19 protein-coding genes are annotated in these 25,223 nt (G+C 39.0%); 15 read left to right on the plus strand and 4 right to left on the minus strand.

Annotated features, from left to right (window positions below):
- Positions 1 to 97: 97 nt before the first annotated feature.
- From F3059_RS13325 to F3059_RS13335, 3 genes are all read left to right on the plus strand, one after another.
- Complete coding sequence (locus tag F3059_RS13325; protein ID WP_151170113.1) at positions 98 to 1,843, plus strand: GEVED domain-containing protein; 1,746 nt, start codon at positions 98 to 100, stop codon at positions 1,841 to 1,843.
- A gap of 162 nt (positions 1,844 to 2,005) precedes the next feature.
- Positions 2,006 to 3,730 (plus strand): T9SS type A sorting domain-containing protein, encoded by a 1,725-nt coding sequence (locus F3059_RS13330; protein ID WP_151170115.1) that lies wholly within the window; start codon positions 2,006 to 2,008, stop codon positions 3,728 to 3,730.
- Positions 3,731 to 4,022: 292 nt separating this feature from the next.
- Positions 4,023 to 5,651 carry a T9SS type A sorting domain-containing protein gene (locus F3059_RS13335; protein ID WP_170265187.1) on the plus strand — a complete coding sequence of 543 codons (1,629 nt, stop codon included), beginning with the start codon at positions 4,023 to 4,025 and terminating at the stop codon, positions 5,649 to 5,651.
- A 66-nt stretch (positions 5,652 to 5,717) separates the two neighbouring features.
- Here the strand turns inward: F3059_RS13335 and F3059_RS13340 are convergent, their stop codons facing one another.
- Entirely contained in the window at positions 5,718 to 6,710 is a 993-nt protein-coding gene (locus F3059_RS13340; protein WP_151170119.1) for a Gfo/Idh/MocA family protein, read from the minus strand.
- Positions 6,711 to 6,811: 101 nt separating this feature from the next.
- Here F3059_RS13340 and F3059_RS13345 point away from each other — a divergent pair, with 101 nt between their 5' ends.
- The 7 genes from F3059_RS13345 to F3059_RS13375 all read left to right on the plus strand — a co-directional run bounded on the left by F3059_RS13345 (position 6,812) and on the right by F3059_RS13375 (position 17,317).
- Positions 6,812 to 7,477 carry a protein-L-isoaspartate(D-aspartate) O-methyltransferase gene (locus tag F3059_RS13345; protein ID WP_151170121.1) on the plus strand — a complete coding sequence of 222 codons (666 nt, stop codon included), beginning with the start codon at positions 6,812 to 6,814 and terminating at the stop codon, positions 7,475 to 7,477.
- A gap of 65 nt (positions 7,478 to 7,542) precedes the next feature.
- Positions 7,543 to 8,316, plus strand: a complete 774-nt coding sequence (locus tag F3059_RS13350; protein WP_151170123.1) for an outer membrane beta-barrel protein — start codon at positions 7,543 to 7,545, stop codon at positions 8,314 to 8,316.
- Positions 8,317 to 8,357: 41 nt separating this feature from the next.
- On the plus strand, positions 8,358 to 8,714 hold the full coding sequence (locus F3059_RS13355; protein WP_151170125.1) for a phage holin family protein: 357 nt from the start codon (positions 8,358 to 8,360) through the stop codon (positions 8,712 to 8,714).
- Positions 8,714 to 9,616, plus strand: coding sequence for a histone deacetylase family protein (locus F3059_RS13360; RefSeq protein WP_151170127.1), 903 nt, complete (start codon positions 8,714 to 8,716; stop codon positions 9,614 to 9,616). Before F3059_RS13355 ends, F3059_RS13360 begins: the two co-directional genes overlap by 1 nt.
- Positions 9,617 to 9,808: 192 nt before the next feature.
- Positions 9,809 to 12,259: a T9SS type A sorting domain-containing protein gene (locus tag F3059_RS13365; protein WP_151170130.1), complete on the plus strand. Its 2,451-nt coding sequence runs from the start codon at positions 9,809 to 9,811 to the stop codon at positions 12,257 to 12,259.
- Entirely contained in the window at positions 12,256 to 14,796 is a 2,541-nt protein-coding gene (locus F3059_RS13370; RefSeq protein WP_151170132.1) for a T9SS type A sorting domain-containing protein, read from the plus strand. The genes F3059_RS13365 and F3059_RS13370 overlap by 4 nt, the downstream gene beginning before the upstream one ends.
- Before the next feature lies 1 nt (position 14,797).
- On the plus strand, positions 14,798 to 17,317 hold the full coding sequence (locus tag F3059_RS13375) for a T9SS type A sorting domain-containing protein (RefSeq protein ID WP_151170133.1): 2,520 nt from the start codon (positions 14,798 to 14,800) through the stop codon (positions 17,315 to 17,317).
- Positions 17,318 to 17,327: 10 nt separating this feature from the next.
- On the opposite strand, the gene rfaD is transcribed toward F3059_RS13375, so the two are convergent.
- Positions 17,328 to 18,293 (minus strand): ADP-glyceromanno-heptose 6-epimerase, encoded by a 966-nt coding sequence (gene rfaD / locus F3059_RS13380; protein WP_151170135.1) that lies wholly within the window; start codon positions 18,291 to 18,293, stop codon positions 17,328 to 17,330.
- Positions 18,294 to 18,458: 165 nt separating this feature from the next.
- On the opposite strand from rfaD, the gene fabD reads away from it, so the two are divergent.
- The 3 genes from fabD to F3059_RS13395 all read left to right on the plus strand — a co-directional run bounded on the left by fabD (position 18,459) and on the right by F3059_RS13395 (position 21,470).
- A complete protein-coding gene (gene fabD / locus F3059_RS13385; RefSeq protein ID WP_151170137.1) occupies positions 18,459 to 19,340 on the plus strand; it encodes an ACP S-malonyltransferase in 882 nt (293 codons plus the stop codon).
- 103 nt (positions 19,341 to 19,443) lie between these two features.
- Positions 19,444 to 20,541, plus strand: coding sequence for a histidinol-phosphate transaminase (gene hisC / locus F3059_RS13390; RefSeq protein ID WP_223274622.1), 1,098 nt, complete (start codon positions 19,444 to 19,446; stop codon positions 20,539 to 20,541).
- 11 nt (positions 20,542 to 20,552) lie between these two features.
- Positions 20,553 to 21,470 (plus strand): 1-aminocyclopropane-1-carboxylate deaminase/D-cysteine desulfhydrase, encoded by a 918-nt coding sequence (locus F3059_RS13395; RefSeq protein WP_170265188.1) that lies wholly within the window; start codon positions 20,553 to 20,555, stop codon positions 21,468 to 21,470.
- A 52-nt stretch (positions 21,471 to 21,522) separates the two neighbouring features.
- On the opposite strand, the gene ahcY is transcribed toward F3059_RS13395, so the two are convergent.
- Positions 21,523 to 22,821 carry an adenosylhomocysteinase gene (ahcY, locus tag F3059_RS13400; RefSeq protein WP_151170143.1) on the minus strand — a complete coding sequence of 433 codons (1,299 nt, stop codon included), beginning with the start codon at positions 22,819 to 22,821 and terminating at the stop codon, positions 21,523 to 21,525.
- 48 nt (positions 22,822 to 22,869) lie between these two features.
- On the opposite strand from ahcY, the gene F3059_RS13405 reads away from it, so the two are divergent.
- Together F3059_RS13405 and F3059_RS13410 are read left to right on the plus strand one after the other, a co-directional pair.
- Positions 22,870 to 23,496 carry a 4'-phosphopantetheinyl transferase family protein gene (locus tag F3059_RS13405; RefSeq protein ID WP_151170145.1) on the plus strand — a complete coding sequence of 209 codons (627 nt, stop codon included), beginning with the start codon at positions 22,870 to 22,872 and terminating at the stop codon, positions 23,494 to 23,496.
- A gap of 9 nt (positions 23,497 to 23,505) precedes the next feature.
- On the plus strand, positions 23,506 to 24,240 hold the full coding sequence (locus F3059_RS13410) for a geranylgeranylglyceryl/heptaprenylglyceryl phosphate synthase (RefSeq protein WP_151170147.1): 735 nt from the start codon (positions 23,506 to 23,508) through the stop codon (positions 24,238 to 24,240).
- Here the strand turns inward: F3059_RS13410 and F3059_RS13415 are convergent.
- Positions 24,215 to 25,222, minus strand: a complete 1,008-nt coding sequence (locus F3059_RS13415) for an NAD-dependent epimerase/dehydratase family protein (RefSeq protein ID WP_151170149.1) — start codon at positions 25,220 to 25,222, stop codon at positions 24,215 to 24,217. The two genes, F3059_RS13410 and F3059_RS13415, sit on opposite strands and share 26 nt — an antisense overlap.
- Between the last annotated feature and the right edge of the window lies 1 nt (position 25,223).

The following is a 25,223-nucleotide window of genomic DNA, read 5'->3' on the forward strand; positions in this document are numbered from 1 at the left end:
TTCAAGACTAGTAGTGAAGTAATTAAGAGGAGTGGATTGTCCACTCCTTTAGTATAAACTTCACACTGATATTTGATACAAACAAAACTTTATTATCATGAATAAACTAATATCAAAAATAATAGCATTGGCTTTTGTGCTCTTTGCATTTCAAGCTAATGCTCAGTACTGCTTGCCAACTTACAGCAGTACCTCAGAGCAAATCACTTCATTTGTCACAACTAATGGTTTGACGAATATTAATTATAACCCACCAAGTTATCCTTCAGGTGGGTTTGAAGACCTCACAGCAACACAAAGCGTGAGTATTATTGTAGGAAATACTTGCAATTTCAATGCTTCTTACACTACACCATGGTCAAACACTTTTAGAATATGGGTGGATTGGGATAACAATGGTGTTTATGATGATCCATCTGAGAGGGTTTACGATTTTGGTTCAACAACTCCAGCTTCAACAGGCTCATTTCCAGTGCCAATGACAACTACTCCTGGAACTTATAATATGCGAGTAAGGGCAGAGTATAGTTCTAGTAGTACTCCAGGTCCATGTACAGCCGAAACTTGGGGTTCTGCTGCGGATTTTTCACTCGTAGTTTTGAGTCCACAAAATGTTGGAGTTGAAAGTATATTGAGTCCTGCAGCTCCGGATTGCTCTAATGATGACCTGTACATTCAGCTTGTTAATGACGGGAGTGATACATTGTACAGTGCAGATATTGATTGGAGTATTAATGGAGTTCAACAAAATACAGTTCCATGGAGTGGTCAGTTGTCACCATTTGGAGATGTTTCAGACTCAATTTTTGTTGGAAATGCATCTTCTTTAAATCAAGGTGAAGAGTTAAAAGTTTGGGCTTCAAACCCTAATGATACGACTGATCAATTCCCTTCAAATGATACAATGAGATATGTACATCCTGTTTATGGAGAGTTAAATGTTCCTGGTCAGTTTTTACTGTGTGAGAATGAAGTTGATACCATAAGCACGGGATTGACCTTTTCAGATCACACATGGAGTGATGGTAGCAAAAAGACATTCTTAGAAATTGTTTCGGCTGGACAATACGCTGTTACAACTGAGGATGTTTCTACTGGATGTGTTCAGGAAGCTAGTTTCAATGTTGTTGAAGAGAGTCCTGTTAATTTACCAGATACAATTATAAAAGGTTGTGTTGTAGACGGAGGAGTTTCTCTCACTGGAAATGTCCCGGGTGATTATGATTGGAGTACCGGTGCCAGTACAAGTTTTATTAATGTTACTGAATCTGGTACGTATTCAGTTTCCGTTACTGACCCAACTGGAAAATGTACCTCAATTGACTCTGTTGAAATAGAAGTATTTGAAGACCCAGTCGCTGGTTTTATTGGTGATAGAGCATTTTTAACTATGACCTTTACTGATACATCCCTTTATTCTGAGACTTACTATTGGGATTTTGGAGATGGATCTACTTCAACAAGTCAAAACCCTGTTCATATTTACTCTAGTGAAGGAGAATATGATGTAATGCAGGCAGTTGATAACTTCTGTGGAACTGATACAATCTATCAGAGCTTTAATATTACTTCAACATCAGTTTATGAAAATGTGAATAATGAAGAGGTTTCCATCTATCCAAACCCTACTTCTAGTAACCTCAATTTATACTCATCACAGTCCTTTGGTACATTAGATGTAACAATGATTGATATAACTGGAAAAGTAGTATACACAGAAACTAAAAATATACAGGCAGGTGATAGAATAATGTTTGATGTGTCAAACTTTTCTCCTGGGATATATACTTTAAAACTAGATAACGCTACATCTTCTTCGAACTATAAGTTCATTGTTAAATAAATATCTTTTAACCATTTTGAAAAGCCATGCTACTTCTTTGTTGCATGGCTTTTTCAGTTATACCACTCTGTAAGTAAGTAAAAGAATTTAATTTTTTTTTGATCTGTTTAGTAAAAAATAATTAAATTGTTGCACTGTTAAATAAATAATAAATTGCTGACTATGAAGAAATTTTTACTTTCAGTAAGTATGAGTGTCTTGGCCTTTTTCGGATACTCACAATCTAACATTGCCCCACAGGCAACGGCTAGCGCTAGTACTTGTAATACTGGCCCATGCTCAACTTTAAATGATCTCAATCTTGGAAATTGCGGTACACAGGAAATGTGGATTAGTACATCATCCCCACCAAGTTCTACACCTGGAGTAGACTGGTTGAGGTTTGATTGGCCAACAGTTCGTGTTTTTGACGAATTTATTATACATCATGCTCAAAATAATGCCAGGTTCTTAACAGGCGGACTTATCCAATATTGGGATGGTTCGAATTGGGTTAATCATACAACTTTTTCGAATTTACCAATGCAATGTGTAAATACTGTTACATTTCCTGCTATTGTATCTGACAGAGTTAGAATTACGGCATTTCAAATGACTGGATCAGGTCAAACTTCAAACCCTAACTTTCGAGAAATTGAAGTTATTGAAGCTATTCCAGATGATGCAGGTGTAACGATGATTGATACACCTAATGTACCTGATTGTTTGAATGAAAAGTTAGTTGTTAGGTTGAATAATCTGGGTTCTGATACTCTATATAATGCTTCGATTGATTGGAGTGTGAATGGTGTTCAACAAAATACTGTATTGTGGAGTGGACAAGTTGAAGAAGCTGGAGGAGTTTCTGATCCTGTATTTATTGGGAACTATAACTGGAACATGGGTGATACTATTAAGATTTGGACTAGTATGCCTAATGGTCAACCAGACTTACTTAGCAATAATGACACCTTAATACATGTTATTCCTACTTATGATGAAATCGATCTCAATACTAATATTGTCCTATGTGAAGGATCTGAAGAGACTATAGATACAGAAGTATACTTTGGTGATCATCAATGGAGTAATGGTAAAACATCGAGATTTATCAACATTGAAACTGCTGGTATTTATGATGTTACTGTTGAAGATGTTGCAACTGGATGCGTTCAGGAAGAGACATTCTTTGTTACAGAAGAAGCAGTAGTAAACTTACCTGATACTACAGTTATTGGTTGTGTTGAAGATGGAGGTGCTGTTTTAACCGGAAATGTACCTGGATCTTATAGTTGGAGTACTGGCGCATCAACTAGTTTCCTTAATGTTACACAGTCAGGAATGTATTCCGTTTCAGTAACTGAACCAACAGGTAAATGTACATCAAGCGATTCAGCTCAAGTTGACATTTTTGATAGTCCGGTTGCTAATTTTGGTGAAACTGTTAATTATATTACTGTAAGTTTTAATGACAGTTCAGAGTTCGCTTCTTCTTATTATTGGGATTTCGGTGACGGTTCTACCTCTACTGATCCAAATCCAGTTCATGTCTACGATTATCCAGGAGGTACTTTTGATATTACAATGGTTGTTTCTAATAACTGTGGAACTGATACTTTGACTAAGACAGTTACTGCTGATGAAACCACGGGTATTACTGATCTTAATGGTGAAGATGAAGTTGCAGTTTTCCCTAATCCAACCTCTAATAACTTCAGCATTAACTCAACTAGTAATAAGAACCTCACATCAGAGATTTATGATGTGACTGGTAAATTGACTAAAACTGTGAGATGGAAGTCTAGAGTTGATGTCAATATATCTGATCTTAACGGTGGTATTTACATCGTTAAAACTTATGACGATGACGGAATTGTTGATGTCACAAAATTATCTGTGACTAAATAGAACTACTTTTATATCTATGTTAAAGGCGCACCATTGGTGCGCCTTTTTTGTTTTCTAATATTTGTGTTAATTTTGAACGTATAATTAATACGTTGAAAATATATGTTTTATGGTTTCAAAGTATAAATTAAGTTTTTTGTCATTTATTCTTTTATGTGTGTTTAGCGGAAGTTTAGTTTCCCAAAATACAGTCTCTACTATACCTCCATTAACAGAGAATAATGGGCAAGATGGGATTAAGTTTAACCTTAAGACCAATCAGGTTATACAAATAACCGCTTTTTTTTCAGCAATGTACTCAGGTACAAATGATATTGAAGTATGGATTTCTCCAACAGATACTTCCGGTACCCCAAATATTACAGCACCCGGTTGGACGCAAATAATGTCTCCACAGCCTGTCGTAACAGCTACAACAGGTGATGTTGATACTGCATACTTCAATTCTCCATATCTACTTCAACCAGGGACCTATGGTGTTTGGATAGGGTCAGCCAGTAATACAGCAATAAGATATCACAATAATACCGCTGCACTTCCTTCATCGTTTACTGATGGAATTGTTACCATAGAGACGGGTACAGGTATAGGTTTTGGTGGAGGATTGCCAACTCCTTCTTTTTCAGATAGAGAATTGGTAGGAGGTTTAATTTATCAACCTGCAGGTGACGATGCCGGTATAGCTGAAATTTTAAGTCCTTCCGCTCCAGACTGCTCAAATGATAACTTATATGTTCAGCTTGTTAATGATGGGGGTGATACATTGACAAGTGCAGATATTGATTGGAGTGTTGATGGTATTCAACAAAATACTATTGTTTGGAATGGTCAACTAGCGCCTTTCGGAGGAACTTCAGACTCAATTTTTATTGGTGATGTGTCATCTTTAAATCAAGGTGAAGAATTAAAGGTTTGGGCATCCAATCCTAATGGATCACAGGACCAATTACCAGGAAATGATACCATGAGGTTTGTACGCCCAAGCTATGGTGATTTAGATATTCCAGGACAATTTGTGTTGTGCCAGGGAGAGCGAGACACGATTAATACAGGTTTGAGCTTTTCAGATCACATGTGGAGTGATGGTTCATCTAAGACATTTCTCGAGATAGAAACTGCAGGACAGTACTCTGTTACAACAGAAGATATTTCGACTGGATGTATTCAGGTAGCAGACTTTAATGTAATCGAGGAAACACCTGTAAACCTTGCTGATTCAGTAAATGGCTGTACAGTAGATGGCGGTACTACGGTTAGTGGAAATGTTCAGGGTAGTTACCAGTGGAGTACCGGAGCTAGTACAAGCTTCCTTAATATCACAGAAACAGGGTCTTATTGGGTGCAAGTAACAGACCCAACAGGGAAGTGTGTTTCGAGTGATACTGTTTACGCTACTATTTACGATGATCCAGAAGCTGGTTTTACTGGTGAAGTAAACTTTGTTACAGTTTCCTTTACTGATACCTCTAATAACGGTACTGATATATTGTGGGAGTTTGGAGATGGATCATCCTCTTCAAATGAGAACCCTATCCATGTCTATCCAGGTGAAGAAGGAACTTACACAGTAACGCAGGTTGTTTCTAATATCTGTGGATCTGATTCAATTACTCAAACATTTACTGTTAGCCCTGATCAGGTGAATAGTGTTGGAAACCTCAAAGAGATAAACGATCTTAAGGTTTATCCTAACCCTGCTTCAAGCCAGGTGAATATAGCACTTGATTTAACAGAAAGGATGAATGTATCCATTGAAATAACGGATATGCAGGGGAGAGTTGTAATGATGGAGAACCTTGGAGATGTAAATGGAAAACAAGTATATAACTTCAATGCTTCAGATCTCAGTAGCGGTGTTTATATACTTAACATTCAGAACCGAAAAGGTTCTATAGGTCACCACACTCTTATCGTAGAATAATACCAAGTGGTTATCAATAAAAAAAGGGAGCAGCTGCTCCCTTTTTTATTTGAAATATTTTAATCTTTATTCCTCAATCAAGTTAGGAGTAACTTTTAACTTATTGAGAATTTGGTGAGCCACCTCAAGCGCTTTGTAACCATCTTCGAGGGTGACCTCTGGTTGCTGGTTCTGACCAATAGCTTTGGCAAAACTTCTCAACTCCTCTTTAATGGCGTTATGAGGCTCAACCTTTGGCTGATTGAATTCGATTTCCTTAGGTTTTTTGCCGTTGCCAGGATCAATTGTGACAGCTAGAGGATCAGGTTCACCCTCTACGGTGTGAAGCTTGACAATTTCAACATCTTTATCGAGGAAATCAACTGAGATGTAAGCATCGCGTTGGAAAATACGTGTTTTACGCATGTTCTTCATCGAAATACGACTCGCTGTAAGATTGGCCACACATCCGTTATCAAATTCGATACGAGCATTGCAGATGTCAGGATTGTCACTGACTACAGCAACCCCACTTGCGCTAATTTTTTTGATCCCAGAATTGACCATGCTCAATACAATATCGAGGTCGTGAATCATAAGATCCAAAATAACCGATACATCAGTTCCGCGAGGGTTAAATTGAGCTAGACGATGAGTTTCAATAAACATGGGTTGTGTAATGGAAGAGCGTGCGGTTTTAAATGCCGGATTGAAGCGCTCAACGTGACCAACCTGTATTTTTACATTGGCCTCGTGATTGAGAGCAATTAACTTCTTGGCTTCTTCTACTGTATTAGTAACCGGCTTTTCAATGAAAATATGCTTTCCGTTGCGAATTGCCATATTAGCACAATCGAAATGTGACAGTGTTGGCGTTACAATATCAACAACATCAACTTTTTCGATTAATCCTTCAATAGTGGAAAAAGCTTCAACACCAAATTCCTTCTCTGCATTTTGGGCATTATCAGCGTTAGGATCGTAAAAACCAACAAGTTCAAACTCATCAGTCAACTCTTTTAACAGCTTGAGGTGGATTTTTCCCAAATGTCCGGCACCTAATACTCCTACTTTTAGCATTACTTTCGTTTTCTACAAAAATAGCGCTGACTTTTGTTGGCTCAATTGTTTTTGTTTATTGTTTTTCAATCCACAGTGTTAATTGTTTAAATCAGATCCAAATGTTGAGGGAAGATTCGTTGAAATTCAAAGGCGCCAGGAAGCGACTCATCGATAAGGTGGGGAAGTTGATGAAGGATCACGGTGTTGAAGATAATCGTGTTTTAACAGCTATGATGGAGGTTCCAAGGCACATCTTTTTTGATAGCGTCTTTGATCAAAAGTTCGCTTATGAAAATACTGCTTTCAAAATTGGAGCTGGTCAAACAATTTCACAACCGTTTACAGTAGCTATACAGAGTGCTTTGTTAGAAGTGAAAAAGCGTGATAAAATTCTCGAAATTGGTACAGGATCTGGTTATCAGGCTGCGGTTTTATTAGCTATGGGCGCTAAAGTATTTACAGTTGAAAGACAAAAACTACTCTATGATAAAGCTAAAGATGTGCTTCCAGCTCTTGGTTATCGACCACGCATGTTTTACGGTGATGGATTTAAGGGACTCCCCTCTTACGCTCCTTTTGATGGAGTAATTGTAACTTGTGGCGCTCCATATGTTCCAGAAGCGTTAATCGATCAATTAAAGCCGGGAGGAAAAGCTGTAATTCCGGTTGGAGATGGAGATACACAAAAAATGCTCCGTATCATCAAGAATAAAGATGGTTCCACAAAAACAGAGGATTATGGCGATTTTAGCTTTGTACCCATGCTTCAAAATACAGCTAAATAAAAAATGTTAAAATAAATTTCGGTCAGAGCCGTTAACAACTCAAACTTTCATTCTTAAAACCTGTCATGAAGAAGAAAATATCAATTGCACTATTACTCCTTTCTCTTATTGGACTCGCTGCTTTTGCACAGGAGAAAAACCAGGAAGAAATCAATTATAAGTATCAACCAAAAGACTGGGGCGTTAGCTTCAATGTATCAGGGCTGATTGATAATATCAGCCTGCAGAGCATGGAAGATATCAATGGTAATCCTGCTATCAGAGTAAGAAAGTTTATTGATGACAGGTGGGCGATATCGGCCGGTTTTGGGTTGAACTCGTTCAATATTGAGAATTCTAGAGTTGACAGTGTTGGCGCTGCAGAGAATCAATTTGATTCAACTTACAAACGAACAGATTTCTTTTTTGCTCCCGGTATTGAATATCACTTCAAAGGAACGAACAGACTTGACCCATATGCCGGTTTAGGTGTTACAATAGGAACGGTAGGTAGTGAAGATATTGAGGTTAACGATCAAATGATCGATACAACCGGTACTGCCTCTTTTCAAAGGACGTACAACAATCCGGGCGGATTTACATTTGGTGCAAACCTAACTATTGGATTTAACTATTTTATTGCCAAGAGACTCTCTTTAGGTGCTGAGTACCAATGGGGCTTTATCGCGAGTAGAACTGGCGGTGATTACGAAGTCGTGACGATTAACGACCCTATTAGCGGAGCCACAACTACTTCGCGTACCACAGGATCTGACCGTGTAACGAATAATGGTTTTAGAATGCGATCCACGATGGGGGTTACCCTGAGCTATTTTTTTAATTTAGAGCGGGAAAAATAAACAGTTGCACAAAATAGCTGTTCAGTCTCTAAATTACCAATATGAAATTTCTATTTAAAATAATCATTTCCTCGCTGGCCGTTATGGTTGCCGGATGGGTTCTTCCAGGTGTTGAAATAGATGACTACTTCACAGGAATTGCAGTGGCATTAATCCTCGCCTTTTTAAATGCTTTCTTACGGCCAATACTAGTGGTACTCACACTTCCTGTAACTGTGTTGTCACTTGGTCTTTTCCTTTTTGTTATCAATGCGCTTCTCATTCTCTTAGTTGATTATTTCCTCAGCGGATTTTATGTCGATAATTTCTGGTGGGCCTTGCTATTCAGTCTTGTATTGTCTATAGTGACATCAGTTTTTGAAGCAATTAATGGCAAGGACGAACGGACAGATCGATAATGCTTAAAATAGCCTGGAGTAAAATTTACAAGCATCCACTCCCTGAAAACCATCGCTTCCCGATGGAAAAATACGAACTCTTACCTCAACAACTTCTCTACGAAGGAACTGTGACAGAGGAGAACTTTTTCCAGCCTGAACCTCTTGATGAGTCTCTTATCTTGTCTACGCACGACAAGGAGTACTGGGACAAACTAAAAAACCTCAAATTATCGAGAAAGGAAGAACGAAAAACGGGATTCCCTCTGTCAAAAGAACTTGTTGACAGAGAATTAATCATTACTGAGGGTACGGTCAGAGCCGCAAAATACGCACTTGAAAATGGCGCGGCAATGAACATAGCGGGAGGCACGCATCATGCCTATACGAACAGAGGTGAAGGTTTTTGCTTACTCAATGATATAGCTGTTAGCTCAAATTATCTTCTCGGTCAGAACCTGGCCAATCAAATACTAGTGGTAGACCTCGATGTGCATCAGGGAAACGGCACAGCTCAAATATTCGAAAATGAAGACCGCGTATTTACATTCAGCATGCACGGTGAAAAGAACTATCCACTCAAGAAAGAACAATCTGATCTCGATATCGAACTACCTGATAATACAGGCGATAAAGAGTATTTAGAAATACTTAGAAATAAATTACCTGAACTAATTGAAGCTGTGAATCCAGATTTCGTATTCTTTCAATCAGGTGTTGATGTACTGGCCGATGATAAATTAGGACGACTGGCTCTGACCATCAACGGTTGCAAGCAGAGAGATGAAATCGTTTTAGATACATGTTATCAAAATAACCTTCCGGTTTGTATGTCGATGGGAGGTGGTTACAGCAAGCAACTCTCAAAAATTATTGAGGCCCATTCTAATACTTATCGCCTAGCTCAAAAAATATTTTTTTAACAGCTATAGCTCCCTGTTGTAGCGTAAAGTGTTTACTGTTAAAAAGAAACGATAACCCTTTTATTTGACATGCGTCTTTTTTTATTCCTATATTTACACTGTTAGTTTATTCGATCGAGTCAGGAGTAGCGTGAAATTTCCTCCAGTCTTATGGAGGTTTCTACTGACTTTTAAACTATTAATACTTATATTATGAAAAAGTTCACGTTACTCACAATCAGTATTTTATTAAGCTCATCATTTCTTTTTTCTCAGTCATTATGGAAGCACCGTTCAGGACCAAATTTCCTTCCTAATGATACAGTGTTGTCTATCGACTCCAAAGGAGACACACTAATGTTAGGTACTATCGATGGTCTTATCATAAAAACTCCCCAACAACAGACTCTCCTCACAACTGCCGATGGACTAGCTTCTGACACCATAGATAAAATTGAAGTTGCTGATGACGGAAGATTCATTGCATATCATTTTGGATCATCACTCATCTCATATTATGATGGTACGAGCTTTAGTGTTATAGAAACTGAAAACTCATTTTCAGGTCCAGCTTTTGATTTAGAAAGTGATGCCGATAATGTTTTTTATGTTTCTTCTTTTAATGAATTATTCAAATTGTCAGGAGATTCGCTTATATCTGTAGGCCCAGCTTTCTATACTTTTAGAGGGATAAACTCTTTAGCAAGGGGAGGAGATAATGTATACAGCTTTTACAATGATACCCTATTTGAGTATAAAAATGGAAGTTTAATAAGTCAATATACAAAACAGGGAATTGAAAAACTGGATGATGGAGATAGGGTTTTAGTTCAAACGACTGTTGGAATAGATGATGACTTTTACAGGTTTGACTCCCAAAATGGTTTTGTGGATATAGACCCAAATGACAATTATTCTATAGGAACTCAGTATCAAACTATCATCTATTCAGATTCATCAATTGTTTTAGTTGAAAGAGGTGGTGCTTTGGAGCAGTTAGATGATTCCCAAAAAACTCTTTCATCCTTGAATACTGGTACGCTGGTATCTCCATCAAATATGACTAAATGGCTAGATCAATACATAATTATAAGTAGTGAAAACGGATATTTAGAAAGCTATGATGAAAGGTTGACTTTAGAAGAGGAAAAAATAAGTTCTATTAACAATATGAACTTAAGACTAAATCCTAATGGTAGTATGGGTGCAATAAGTGATTATAGAAATGGGTATGATCAATTTAAAGGTAAGGCAGTTTTTTATAGTGCCACTAACTGGATGTCTGGAGAAGTTAGTTCTACTCAATCTATTCGGTTTGCAGGTGATTTGCATCCTGGGCTTGACGAAGGGCAGAACATTGAGTCAATGCGGACTAACTCAGGACCTTATTCAAATAATTATGATGTATTTAAAAACCATAAAGCGTGGAAGGTAACTAGTGCTCAAATCGATAGCCATATTGTAAATTATTCAGATCCAGGGTATGTAATACCGGCCGGTATAAATAGCTGGCCAGCTCACGGAGCAGTCGCAAGAGGACAGGCAACCTGTATGGCTCCTTTTGTTGATGTTAATCAAAATGGTATTTACGAACCTGAACAGGGAGAGTATCCTCAAATAAGAGGGGATGAAGCGCTGTATGCAGTTTTTAATGATAATTATCTACGAAGTACTATAGGCGAGCAACCAATGGGAGTTGAAGGACATGTAATGTTGTACAGTTATGAGTCTAACGATCCTGAGTTGAATAATACTGTATTTCTCAATTACAGGATTGTAAACAGAGGGGCTAAGGATTATGTTAATTTTAGATTTGGTCACAATATGGACTCAAATTTAGGAAGCGCAGCTGATGATTATACTGGTTGTGATACTAACAATAACTTCTTTTATTTCTACAATGGAGACAATTATGATGAAGGAATTTACGGATTTGATAGTTTACCAGCTGCATATGGTGTTGCCTACTTAAATCATAATTTAACCTCTTACAGGAGTTATTCTTTCGGTACTAACTGGAGGGGAGCCCCTTTTAATGCGGTAGAATATCACCATCTATTAAATGGACGCTATAAAAATGGCCAGGAACCTGAAGATTTACAGGGTCAGCCAACTTCGTTTATGTATTCAGGAGATCCGGTTACGAATACAGGCTGGACAGAATTGAATCAAGGTAATTCTCCATCTACTAAAAGAGGTGTGGGAGCCATTTCAATACCTCAATTCAACAGCGGTGATACTGTAGAAATCGACATGGCATTGACTTTAGCTGAAAATGATGGAACTGTAGATAACTTTGAAGTGGTTGGAGATTTGCGTTCTCAGGTTCAGGATATTCAGCAGTGGTACAACAACCAACAATTTGATCCCTGGGAGTATGATTGCAATGCCTACAACTCAGTCCCTGATCACGATCTGACCGAAAACAGCTCATTTAAATTGTATCCTAATCCAACTGAGAGCAGGATTAATATTGAATTCCAGGAAGAGTTATCTCAGCCAGCACGTATAGAAATATACAATGCAGTTGGAGCCCTGGTCAGATCCGAATATCGAACAGGTAAAAGAGTTCAGGTTCAATTAAGTTCATTAAATTCGGGGTATTATTTAATTCGAGTTAAAACGGAATCAATAGTAGAATCAAAACCCCTAATCGTAAGATGATCAAGCAACTTGTAACTATAATCGGATTGTTTTTTTGTGTAACTTCTATAATAGCTCAAAGCGGATGGAGGGTTTATCAGGCGCCCAATGATTTACCCGATTCCACTGTTGTTCAATACTCTGTCCAGGGAGATAGCCTTATTATTACAGATGAATTGGGGTTTTATGTGCAAACAAGAGATACACGAGAGTTTTTCAATAGTAATGATGGGTATAAAAATGAATCCTTCAAGAGAGTTACAGCTAACACCAATAATGAATTATGTGTTCTGTATGACCATGCTGATTCTCTCCACATTTATGAGAATCATCAATTAAAAAGAAAAGTAGCAATTGGTGGCTGGTGGAGTAAATGTACTGATGATAATATCACAATAGTTCCGGGTCTCGATGGCTATTTCTATGCCAATTGTGACGGCTATGTTTACGTTCCAAATGGTGATGTCCTTGACTTAATATCTGGTAGCCGCAGAATGAGAAATATGATACAGGGACCTGATAACTCAGTTTATGCTATCAAAAATGATGATTCAGTATTTTACAAGATTCGTAATGGGAATATTATTGACACAACAGAAGTGCCAGATAGTCTAGTGAATAATAGAATATACTATTGGACTTCTAATAATGAGCAAATTATCTTTCAAAGTCGGTTCAATCATCTTTATTCTTTTAAACCAGGGGCTAACCCTGAAATATCTATATCTAGAAAAACTGATAAAGGAATATACAGGTTTGCTATAGATGATCAAAATAGAATTTGGTTTACCGATGATTTTATAATCAATAGGTTGTCACTGGCAGATACATCAAAAGAAGTAGAGCAAATATCAGGGTTTAAAATGTCTCATAACTTAAGTAATACACTCTTTACAAAATCATTTGGAGATGAAGTTTTAGCTGTGTTTGATGGTGGTTATATGACAGCAACAACTGATGTTAAGTTTCATGCGATGGATTACTTAACCCTAAATGATTTTAATATTCCCGTTTACCCTGAAGGGTCTTTTGGAACAAGCTATTATTTACCTGATGATTTCAGAAAAATCACTTACAAAGATAAGAGCATTCTGTATTCAGATAAATTATGGGTCTCGGGCGAGAGTAGGTCTACAGGTATTGATTACTTTTCAGGTTCTGATGTTATAGGGTATAACTACAACAATGATGATTATTTTATCGGGTTTAACCCGGGGCCAAATCAAACAGACTTAAATCACTATAGAAATTACAGAACTTTCAAAGTGACCAGAGCTCAAATTGATGATCATATTGCCAATTATAATTCATCATCTTATGAAGCTCCTGAGGATATAGTTGAATGGCCTGCACATGGCAATCCAAATGCAGGTGAGTCAACCTGTATAGCTCCGTTTATTGATGTGAACAATGATGAAATTTATGATCCAAATGATGGTGATTATCCGCAGATTAGAGGTGATGAAGCTGTTTATACGGTGTTTAATGATTTGAGATATTCTCCTATGCGACCAATAGATCCGGTTGGGATTGAAGGTCACTTAATGATATACGGTTATGACAATCCAGACCCAGTTCTGTCAAACACGTTTTTTGTTAACTATCGACTGATAAATATTGGTTTTAATAGTTATGAAAATTTATTGACAGGGATTAATAATAGAAGTGGAGTTGGAGCTTTTACAGATGATTTTATCGGTTGCGATACATTGAACAACTTCTATTATTATTACAACAATGATGATTTTGATGATACAGCCCTTGATCAGTTAGGTTTTGGAAGTAATCCACCAGCATTAGGTATAATACCATTAAACAAGAAACTTAACTCATTTGTAAGTTGGGATGGAATTGCTAACACTCAAACAGAATTACCTTACAATAAAGAGTTTTCAGTAAACTTTTTAAAAGGGAAGAAAAATCATGGAGCTGCCTTCTATGCTAATAGCTACAGAGCAGTAAACCCAAGTCAGGCTTACGGAGATACTACTAAATTTATTTTCACTGGAGACCCCGTTCAAGATACAGGGTGGACTCATTATCGCGATAGTACTTTTACTTTCATGAATAACTCATATCCTCTTTCTTATGGGAGTGTAGGCGGAATCAACCACGGAGATTTCAACCCCGGAGATACAGTTGAAATCGATTACGCAATTACAATTGCCGAGAATACTGGAAATACGCTTTACAGTGAAGTCGCGGATTTGCGTTCTCAGGTTCTGGATATTCAAAACTGGTACAATAATTATCAGTTTGATGACTGGAAACACAGTTGTATGCTTGTTAATTCTACTATTCCAGGTAGATCAATCGATGATGAATCAGCATTTAAAGTCTACCCTAATCCTAATGCAGGGGTTTTTACCTTAGAAATCAAATCATTAAAAAGAGAGGCTAGTTTTCAATTATTTAATTCTTTGGGAACGTTAATTAAGGATGGAGCTATAGGAAATATAAGAACAGACTTCAATTTCAGCTCACTTTCTTCTGGTGTTTATCTTCTTAAGGTAGATAACGGTTCTCAATCATCTACACAACCTATTCTAATCAAATGATATGCGCTTTATAATCATACTTACATTCATACTATCTTCTGTAATACTCACTGCTCAAAATGGCTGGAGAGTTTTTGAATATCCTGATGAAATGCCTGGAGACATAGTAAGAGACTTTTCAATTTGTGGAGATAGCCTTTTAATAGCAACTAATCAAGGTTTTATTATTCAAACTCCCAACAATCGGGAATTTTATGATACAGCAGATGGACTCAAACAGAATTACATAAATCAGATATGTGCTAAAAGAGATGGAGATATAGCTCTTATTTATAACAGTTTGGACTCTATTTATATTTTAAAGCCAAATGGAGATCAAATTGGAGTTGCCTTTAAAAACAAATGCCTATCCAATTACGCATATTTTTCCCTTGATGACCGGGATAATATTTATGTGAACTGTAAAAATGGAGTTTATCTATTGAATGAAGATGGCCTTGAGTTAGTATTCAATGAAGGAAATCTATATTCCTATTCATCAGGTCCTGATGATGCTATTTGGGGGTTTGAAGATAAAAAACTGTACAAATACAAAAATGGTGAGCAAGATGTTATTATTGGCGTGAATGATGGTTCAACGAGTAAGATTAGAAGAATAGCTGTCAATAAAAATAGAGTTGTATATACAAATGATAAAGGTGAACTTCATTCATATACACCAAATAATGGGTTTGAGTACATACGCGATGGGTTTTCAATTATATCTAACATATTCCTTGATTCAAAAGACAGGGTCTGGTACATTAAGTTTGGAACCAGTCAAAATCCGGCTGAACCCAAATTAACTTTCTTTGATATAAAGAATCCTTCAACAGAACAATCAATTTCAAAATATCAAATGGATTTGGACTACTATCATAATGAATCCATGTTTGAATGGAGAAACCAAATAGTTAGAAGTATTAGAGGAGGCTATATGATGGCCAACCTCGACTCAGAATTTGAAACCATAAAGAAATACGATCTCGGTGATTTTTCAGTACCGGTATTACCAGATGGCACCATAGGTACAATGTCTCGCAATGAACAAGGCAATCAACATTTTTATAAAAATGGCGGATTACCATACAATTTATCAATTGCAGCAAAAGGTACCAACACTGCAAATCAGCAAGAACTCGTTTCAGGAGGGTTTGGCTCTGAGGTACGACTACGTCTTGATAGTACAAATTTTAAATCTGGCGCTTTTCAAAATGATTCAAACTCCAAAAGAAATTTCATCACCTGGAAGGTGACACGTGCTCAAATTGAAGATCACATTCAGAACCACAATAGTGCAGGTTACGAAACACCAACAGATATAGAAAGTTGGCCAGCACACGGATTGGTTAACGAAGGTGAGTCGCAATGTTTAGCTCCATTCATTGATGTTGATAATAATGGAATCTATGAGCCGGATAAGGGAGATTATCCTCAAATAAGAGGAGATCAGGCTGTTTACACAATATTCAATGATCTTAGAAAGTCAAATCAAAGACCCATTGACCCTGTTGGTTTGGAGTGTCACCTCATGATTTATGGATACGACTCAGTGAATAACGCTGCTTTATCAAATACTTATTTCATTTCATACACAATTGTCAACATAGGAAATAACACTTATGAAGATTTCAAAACGAGTCAGTTTATAGATGGCGGAATTGGTGGTTTCAATGATGACTTAATGGGAGTTGATACAGTTGATCAGTATATCTACTCTGTCAATCATGACGATTTTGATGAAGGGCAGGATTTTTCAGATGGATTTGGTCAAAATCCACCGGCTACTGCACTGGTTTCTTTAAGTCATGATTATACCTCGTTTACTGTTACAGATGGAGATACAGCATCAAAATTGAGCTACCCATACAATCCACAAGAAAAAGCTAACTACATGGACGGGTATAAAGCTAATCGAAGCTCATATTTTACCAATAGCTTTAGGGCAACGAATGCTTCTCAGGCATCTGGGGTACCAACAAAATTTGTCTTTAGTGGAAGTCCGTATCTGAGTAACGGCTGGACGCCCATTTCTGACGTAACCATATCAAATGAAAACCATTTGCGTCATAATGCCGGAATTGCATCATCTTATCATGGTACATTTAAACCGGGAGATACAATCTACAAGGATTTTGCATTTACAGTTGCTGAAAACTCTTCAACGGGATTATATCACGAAATGAATGATCTCGATAATCAGGTACAAACGATTAAACAATGGTTCACACAAAAACAATTTGAAAGCTGGAAGAGAGGATGCATCGCCTATAACTCTGTCCCTGATCGCGATCTGACCGAAAACAGCTCGTTTAAATTGTATCCTAATCCGGCTGAGAACTATGTGAAGGTTGAATTTAGTGTTGACCAAAAGAGTACTTCTCGAGTTGAGGTTTTCAATACACTTGGAGCAATGGTTAGATCACAAAAAGTTAGCGATAACCGCGAAATAATTCAGCTCGATAATATGCCAGCCGGAATCTACCTCATTCGCGTTTCAGGAAGTGAAGTAAATGAAACAAAAAGGTTGATTGTAAATTGATATTGATTGACTAAAAGTATTTACCCGGAATCAAATAGTTTTTGACATAATCTTCAATCCCTTCCTCCAATGTGTGGAAGGGTTTGTCGTAACCTTTCTTGCGAGTCTTTTCCATCTTTGCTTCAGTGAAGTACTGGTATTTATCGCGAATATCTTCAGGAGTTGGGATGAATGAAATATCAGGCTCTTTGTCCATCGCTTTAAAAGTGTTGGCAGCGAGATCGTAGAAAGTACGAGCTTTTCCTGACCCCAGGTTGTAAATCCCGCTCTTGATGCGGTTCTCCATGTGGAAAATGAGAACATCTGCTACATCTTTCACATACACAAAATCGCGTTTTTGCTCGCCATCTTTAAAATCGGGGTTGTGAGACTTGAAAAGCTTCATTTTTCCCGTTTTCTGGATCTGATTGAAAGTGTGCCAAACAACTGAGGCCATACGGCTTTTGTGGTATTCATTGGGTCCGTAAACATTGAAAAACTTAATCCCTATCCAGTATGGAGGCCTTTTGTCTTGTTTCAGAACCCATTTATCAAAATCGTTTTTCGATTCACCGTAAGGATTGAGAGGCTCTAGTTTTTCAGCTAACTCATCCTTGTCTTCATAACCGTGTTCTCCTAGACCGTATGTTGCAGCGCTACTGGCGTAAACGAGCGGAATTCCATACTCAATGCATTTTTCCCAAACCATCTTTGAATAGTTCACATTCAAATGGTCAAAAATGCTTTTGTCAAATTCAGCCGTGTCAGTTCTGGCGCCCAGGTGAAAGATAAATTCAACGTGTTCTCCATTGCGCTTGAGCCAGTTGTCAAAATTCTCGCGATCAACACGAGCTGTTATCGACTTGTTTTCGAGGTTTTTGTTCTTTTCATCGTTCGAAAAATCATCGACTACAACGATGTTTTTGTATCCCTGCTCATTGAGTCGGCCAACTAATACGCTGGCAATAAATCCTGCGGCACCTGTAACTACGATCATGGAGTATGAATTTTATCCAACAAATATACAAATGGAGGAGAAGTGCCTGATGTGTTACGATTCATTTATTTTTGGCTCGAATTTTAAGAGCTGGTTGATTTGATTAACTTGCTCCATTCCGGCTTGGCCGGAACTAATTGACAATAAGAAATCAAATATTTAGATATGAAAGCATACGTATTTCCGGGGCAGGGTGCCCAGTTTTCAGGCATGGGGAAAGACATGTACGATGGATCTGACCGTGCAAAAGATCTTTTCAAAAAAGCAGATGAAATTCTCGGTTTCGAGATTTCAAAAGTGATGTTTGAGGGAAGTGCTGAAGAACTCAAAGAAACGAAAGTTACTCAGCCCGCTATCTTTTTACATTCAACTATCCTTGCAGAATTGATGGATGATTTCAATCCTGATATGGTTGCTGGGCATTCACTCGGTGAGTTTTCAGCTTTGGTTGCAAACGGTACACTCAACTTTGAGGACGGATTAAAACTAGTTTCAAAACGTGCTATGGCAATGCAAAAAGCCTGTGAAGCTGAGCCTTCAACTATGGCTGCAATTCTCGGTCTTGAAGATGAGGTTGTAGAAAAAGTGTGCAATGAGATTGATGGTGTTGTTGTTCCGGCAAACTACAATTGCCCAGGTCAGCTCGTGATTTCTGGAAGTGTTAAGGCAGTTGAAGACGCTTGCGAAAAGCTGAAAGAAGCCGGAGCTAAAAGAGCGATGGTTTTACCTGTGGGCGGTGCATTTCACTCTCCGCTGATGGAACCGGCTCGTGTTGAACTCGAAAAAGCGATTAACGAAACAACATTCAACCAACCAAAATGCCCGGTGTATCAAAACGCAGTTGCTAAGGCTGTTTCAAGTCCTGAGGAGATCAAACAAAACCTGATTGATCAACTTACAGCTCCGGTTAAATGGACACAAAGCGTTAAAGCGATGATGGAAGACGGAGCGAGTGAGTTCATCGAAGTTGGACCGGGAAAAGTACTCCAGGGACTCGTGAAGAAAGTAGACCGCAAAATGCCGGTTAGCAGCGGGAGTTTTGAATAATGAATAGTTCACTTGTTGACATTATGCTCATCTTACAAATAGCGTTAAACTAAAAAGCCTCTTTGGAGTTTGAGTGATTAGGAACGATTGAAATTTTTGGATCATGATTGACATACCTTCGCACATCGCCAACCTCAAGTCGTATAATCCGGGTAAATCTGTTGAGGATTACCGGGCCGAGTTTGGATTTACAAAAACGGCAATTCTCTGGAATAATGAGAATAATCTTGGAGTTTCAAAAAAGGCTCAAAAACATGTAAATGAAGCGATAAAAAGAGTCAACACGTATCCTGATCCATTGAGCACTGAGCTTCGTCAAAAACTAGCGAAACTCAATAATGTCAATATGGAAAATGTAGTTGTCGGGAATGGTTCTGAAGCTATTCTCGACAATATTCTAAAAGCTTTTTGCCACGATGGTGAAGAGTTACTCACAAGCGAAGGAACTTTTGTTGCAGTCTATATTTGGGCGTTGAGCAACAACGTTCCGGTTAATAAAGTTCCGTTGACAGCCGATTATCAAATCGACCTCGATGAAATCATCAACAGGATAACGGACAAAACGAAAGTTATCTACCTCCCTAATGCCAATAACCCAACGGGTACAATGGTTTCTGAAAATGATCTCAAGAGCTTTTTTGAAAAAATCCCTGATCATATTTTGGTTGTAGTTGACGAGGCGTACTTCGAGTACTCAAAAGATTTGCGATCTGATTATCCCGATACATCCGGCTGGCAAAAGGAGAATCTGCTCACGCTGCGTACTTTTTCGAAAGCTTACGGTTTGGCCGGTGTCCGTTTGGGATATGCTATCGGTCAGAGCCGAATAATCGATGCCCTCGACAAAGTTCGAAATACATTTGAACCGTCAGATCTCACCCAAGCAGCCGGCATTGGAGCTCTCGAAGATGACGAATTCCTCAAAGCAGGGATTGCATTGAACTCTGAGTGGCTACCAAAATTCAAAAACCTGATGAATGAATTGGGCATCAAACAAACCGATAGCTTCGCTAATTTTATCATGATTGACCTCGAATCGGAGGAACGTGCTGTTGAGGTAAAGGACGAACTCCTCAAACGCGGTGTTTTCGTTCGCCACTTACCGGCTTTTGGATTGCCATCATGTTTGCGAATCAGTACCGGAACAACTGATGAAAACGAATATTTTCTAGAAGTTTTTAGAGAAGTCATTTCAAAATAGAGGAGCTTTTCGTGGAGTGGCCGCATAAAAAATCAACTATCTCGCAGGTAAAGTTACCTGGCGGCTATGAGGTTGATTTACTTCGCGATGATAATCTCCATCCTCAAATTTCAGGGAATAAGTGGCGAAAGCTCAAGTACAATGTGCTAAAAGCTGATCAAAAAGGATACTACCAAATCCTCACATACGGTGGTGCTTTCTCCAATCACATTGCTGCAACTGCTGCAGCGGGAAAAGAATTTGGGTTCAAGACCATTGGCGTTATTCGTGGAGAGTACGATCCCAACAATCCAACTCTTCAATTCGCAGAAAAATGCGGAATGCACCTTCACTTTGTATCGAGATCAGCTTATCGCGAAAAGGACAGCAAGTTTTTTCGGTCAGATCTCAGGAAAGAATTCGGTCCGTTTTTCAATGTTCCGGAAGGGGGAGCTAATTTCGAAGGAATTCAGGGTTGCCAGGAAATATGGAAGGATATCGACAAAGAGTACGATTACGTAATTGTTCCGTGCGGTACTTGCTCAACGATGGCCGGACTCATCCTTGGAAATCCCAATCCCGATAGAACGAAAGTCGTTGGAATTCCGGTTCTGAACGTGAACGATGGGTTGCAGGCAGATTTAAACCAAAAACTATTTCAGGTGCTCTATGATTGGGAGCTAGTTGAAGAGTATAAAGATGATTATTTGATTTTTCCTGATTTTCACCTTGGCGGATACGCCAAAATAACATCTGAATTGAAGGATTTTGTAGAGACATTTAAGAGTGAAAACGCAATTCAGCTCGATTATATCTACAACGGAAAAATGATGTTTGCTTTGAGTGAATTGATCGGGAATGAAATTCCTGAGAATTCAAAAGTGCTGGCTGTTCACACTGGGGGAGTTCAGGGAAATGAAGGACTTCGCTACATGGGAAAGCTTCAATAAAAAAGCCCCAACAGAAATCTGTTGAGGCTTTGAGATCAAAAAGAACCTAATCTTAATATCTGTAGTATTCTGGCTTGTATGGGCCTTCTGGTTTAACACCGATGTATTCTGCCTGATCGTCAGACAATCTCTCCAGTTCAACACCAATTTTGCTGAGGTGTAGTTCAGCAACTTTTTCATCGAGGTGTTTAGGAAGTGTGTAAACCTTGTTTTCGTATTGATCTCCGCGTTCCCAAAGTTCAAGTTGTGCGAGTACCTGGTTGGTGAAACTGTTACTCATTACAAATGATGGGTGACCAGTAGCACAACCTAAGTTTACAAGACGACCTTCAGCGAGTAGGATAATATCTTTACCATCTAAGTTGAAGAGATCAACCTGTGGCTTGATAGTATCTTTCTTCGCATTTTCAGTCAACCACGCTACATCGATTTCATTATCAAAGTGACCGATGTTGCACACGATTGTCTTGTCTTTCATTTTCTTGAAGTACTTTCCGGTAATGATGTCTTTGTTACCTGTAGCAGTAACAACGATATCAGCTTCGAGAACAGCGTTTTCCATTTTCTTCACTTCAAAGCCGTCCATTGCAGCCTGTAGCGCACAAATAGGATCGATTTCTGTAACGATTACGCGGCATCCTGCACCTCTTAAACTCGCTGCAGTACCTTTACCAACGTCACCGTAACCAGCAACAACTGCTACCTTACCTGCAAGCATTACGTCAGTTGCTCTGCGGATAGCATCAACTGCAGATTCTCTACAACCGTATTTATTGTCAAATTTCGACTTTGTAACCGAGTCGTTTACGTTGATAGCCGGCATAGGAAGTGTTCCTTTGCGTTGGCGTTCGTAAAGGCGGTGAACACCAGTAGTCGTTTCTTCAGAAAGACCTTTGATGTCTTTTACTAACTCAGGATACTCATCGAGAACCATGTTGGTAAGATCACCACCATCATCGAGGATCATGTTGAGTTTTTTACCACCTTCAAATGCATTGAGCGTTTGTTCAATGCACCAGTCAAATTCCTCAGCAGTCATTCCTTTCCATGCGAAAACCGGAACTCCCGCTTCAGCGATTGCTGCTGCTGCGTGATCCTGAGTTGAGAAAATATTACATGATGACCAGGTTACATCTGCTCCTAATTCTACTAATGTTTCAATCAATACAGCAGTTTGGATTGTCATGTGAAGACAGCCTGCAATACGCGCACCTTTTAAAGGTTTGTCTGGGCCGTACTCTTCACGTAGCGACATTAAACCTGGCATTTCCGCTTCAGCCAATTCAATTTCTTTTCTTCCCCATGCGGCAAGGGAAATATCTTTTACTTTGTAGTTCAGCGTTTTTTCCATAATGAAATGCTGTTATTTTTAAATTTTGGCAAAAATAAGAACTAATTCATGGGTTTCGAATTTTCCCGGGAGATTAAACCGTCAACAAGCTATTATGTTGCAGTAGTAAGTGTCAATTTTTCAATTGATTATCTTCTCGAACACATTGATATGTGCGATGATGAGCGCATTCGGTTTGAGAATATTACCCACGAAAATCGCAAGCGAGAATTTTTAGGAACTCGTTTTGCGATCAAGCAATTATTGGGAAAAGAACCTTATTTGTTGCGAGATAGTAATGGAAAACCGCATTTTCAAAACCTGGCTATTGAGTTGAGTTTGTCTCATTGTGGTCAGAACCTGGCACTGATCATGCATCCGTACCACGATGTTGGAATCGATTTGCAGGAGGTGAACAATAAGGTTTTGCTCGTTGCCAAAAAGTTCCTGAATGAGGGAGAGCTCGCTAGAGTTGGCTCTGACCGTGAAAAAGCGACTCTTTACTGGAGTGCTAAAGAAGCGTTGTACAAATATTACAGCAGGAGACAGCTCAGTTTGAAAAATGACTTGCAAATCGTGGAAAAGGAGGAAGGGCGCTTTATTGGCGTAATTTCAAACGAAAGCCATTACGAGGAAGTGCCGCTCAATTGGGAGTGGATTGGTAACTTCGCATTAGTTTACACGGTAAAGTCGTAATATTGCAACATGAATGTAACCGAACTCCATAAGATGAAAGAGGCTGGCCAAAAAGGGCTTGTCGTACTCATCGATCCCGATAAATGTGGAGACGGTTATTTAGATGAATTGCTGACTATTGCGGCTGTCAATAAACCTACTTTCTTTTTTGTGGGTGGCAGCTTGATGACAACTCAGCGGTTGAATGAAACGGTTCAGTTTCTCAAAAAAAACACAGATGTTCCGGTTATTCTATTCCCGGGAAGCGGTAACCAAATCGATGAAAATGCTGATGCTATTTTGCTTCTTTCATTAATTTCTGGCAGAAACCCGGAATTGTTGATCGGGGAGCATGTGAAAGCTGCACCGGCTTTGAAAGCGAGCGGATTAGGGATTTGGTCTACCGGTTATATTTTAGTCGATGGTGGTGCTCCAACAACAGCTTCTTACATTTCCGGTTCTCAACCTGTACCTCGCAACAAGCCTGAGATTGCAGCGGTAACGGCAATGGCTGCGGAGATGATTGGCATGCAGTGTATTTACCTGGATGCGGGTAGTGGAGCGCAAAATGAGGTTTCGCCAAAAATGATCAATTCGGTTTCAAAATCGGTTGATTTACCCATCATCGTGGGTGGCGGAATGAAAACACGCGATCAGCTGGAAGCTGCGTGGAATGCTGGCGCAACACTCGTGGTGGTGGGAAATGCAATTGAAAAAGAACCGGCACTTCTAGAATCGCTCAGCGAATCAGGTTCTCAGCTTTAAGCCAATTTACAGTTTCGGTCAGAGCCTTCTTAAACGGTGTTACTTCGTAGCCGATTTCGGTTTTTGCTTTCGATAAATCTGTTCCCCAGTCGTGCATGTATTTCCTTGCAAATCCCGGAGTGATGAGCGGAGGCTTTCCTGTTGTTTCGGCAGCGAGCTCCATACCTCGGGCAACTTTTACCATGAGCCTGATGGGCAATTTCACCATTTTGTGTTTTTTCCCTTTTTGCTCTGCCAAATAGTTGAAAAACTCCCTGTAGCTGATATTCTCTCCACCCAAAATGTAATTGTGTCCGGTTTTTCCTTTTTCCTGAGCTGAAATATGCCCGTCCACAACATCATCGATGAAAGCGTAATTTCCAATTGAATTTCCGTCACCGGGCATGAAGCGGAATTTTCCCTGCCAGTACTGCATGATGAGCCTGGTAACAGCGTTACTGATCGAAAGTGCTCCGGGACCAAAAACACGAGTGGGACTTACAAACTTGATGTCGAGTCCGCGGTCGATGAATTTTAATGACTCTTCAATTGAGCGCTGCTTGGTCGATTCGTATTCTGTGAAGTGACTTGCAGGAGAAAAAGACTCATCAATCAGTTTTTCGTCTTTTTGCGGGCCAAATGTCCCGGCCGATGAAGTGATCACAACATTTTTAACACCATTGTGATAAGCTGCTTCCAGTACGTTTGTGGTTCCTATTACGTTTACCTCAAAATAAGTTGCGCTGTCTTTTGCCCAGGGCCTTGCAAAGGCCGCCAGGTGATAAATGGCATCGACATTTTTCGTGTGTTCTGATAGAGATTTCCTGTTGAGAATGTCTCCCGGGAGAATCTCTATTTTTGGATTAGTCGCAAGATAATCAGGAACTGCTGAACCGGGTCGGTTGAGTAGTTTTACTGATTCTCCACGTTTGGTCAATTCAGTCGCTAATTGACCACCAAGGTAGCCTCTTCCACCTGTAATGAAATTGATTTTTTCTGACATC

The organism is Salibacter halophilus, from assembly GCF_008806325.1.
Classification (GTDB): domain Bacteria; phylum Bacteroidota; class Bacteroidia; order Flavobacteriales_G; family Salibacteraceae; genus Salibacter; species Salibacter halophilus.

Bases quoted from the DNA above. Each gene is read 5' to 3' on its own strand.
- F3059_RS13325 (WP_151170113.1), top strand. From the start codon at position 98: ATGAATAAACTAATATCAAAAATAATAGCATTGGCTTTTGTGCTCTTT.
- F3059_RS13330 (WP_151170115.1), top strand. From the start codon at position 2,006: ATGAAGAAATTTTTACTTTCAGTAAGTATGAGTGTCTTGGCCTTTTTC.
- F3059_RS13335 (WP_170265187.1), top strand. From the start codon at position 4,023: ATGTACTCAGGTACAAATGATATTGAAGTATGGATTTCTCCAACAGAT.
- F3059_RS13340 (WP_151170119.1), bottom strand. From the start codon at position 6,710: ATGCTAAAAGTAGGAGTATTAGGTGCCGGACATTTGGGAAAAATCCAC.
- F3059_RS13345 (WP_151170121.1), top strand. From the start codon at position 6,812: ATGTTGAGGGAAGATTCGTTGAAATTCAAAGGCGCCAGGAAGCGACTC.
- F3059_RS13350 (WP_151170123.1), top strand. From the start codon at position 7,543: ATGAAGAAGAAAATATCAATTGCACTATTACTCCTTTCTCTTATTGGA.
- F3059_RS13355 (WP_151170125.1), top strand. From the start codon at position 8,358: ATGAAATTTCTATTTAAAATAATCATTTCCTCGCTGGCCGTTATGGTT.
- F3059_RS13360 (WP_151170127.1), top strand. From the start codon at position 8,714: ATGCTTAAAATAGCCTGGAGTAAAATTTACAAGCATCCACTCCCTGAA.
- F3059_RS13365 (WP_151170130.1), top strand. From the start codon at position 9,809: ATGAAAAAGTTCACGTTACTCACAATCAGTATTTTATTAAGCTCATCA.
- F3059_RS13370 (WP_151170132.1), top strand. From the start codon at position 12,256: ATGATCAAGCAACTTGTAACTATAATCGGATTGTTTTTTTGTGTAACT.
- F3059_RS13375 (WP_151170133.1), top strand. From the start codon at position 14,798: ATGCGCTTTATAATCATACTTACATTCATACTATCTTCTGTAATACTC.
- rfaD (WP_151170135.1), bottom strand. From the start codon at position 18,293: ATGATCGTAGTTACAGGTGCCGCAGGATTTATTGCCAGCGTATTAGTT.
- fabD (WP_151170137.1), top strand. From the start codon at position 18,459: ATGAAAGCATACGTATTTCCGGGGCAGGGTGCCCAGTTTTCAGGCATG.
- hisC (WP_223274622.1), top strand. From the start codon at position 19,444: ATGATTGACATACCTTCGCACATCGCCAACCTCAAGTCGTATAATCCG.
- ahcY (WP_151170143.1), bottom strand. From the start codon at position 22,821: ATGGAAAAAACGCTGAACTACAAAGTAAAAGATATTTCCCTTGCCGCA.
- F3059_RS13405 (WP_151170145.1), top strand. From the start codon at position 22,870: ATGGGTTTCGAATTTTCCCGGGAGATTAAACCGTCAACAAGCTATTAT.
- F3059_RS13410 (WP_151170147.1), top strand. From the start codon at position 23,506: ATGAATGTAACCGAACTCCATAAGATGAAAGAGGCTGGCCAAAAAGGG.
- F3059_RS13415 (WP_151170149.1), bottom strand. From the start codon at position 25,222: ATGTCAGAAAAAATCAATTTCATTACAGGTGGAAGAGGCTACCTTGGT.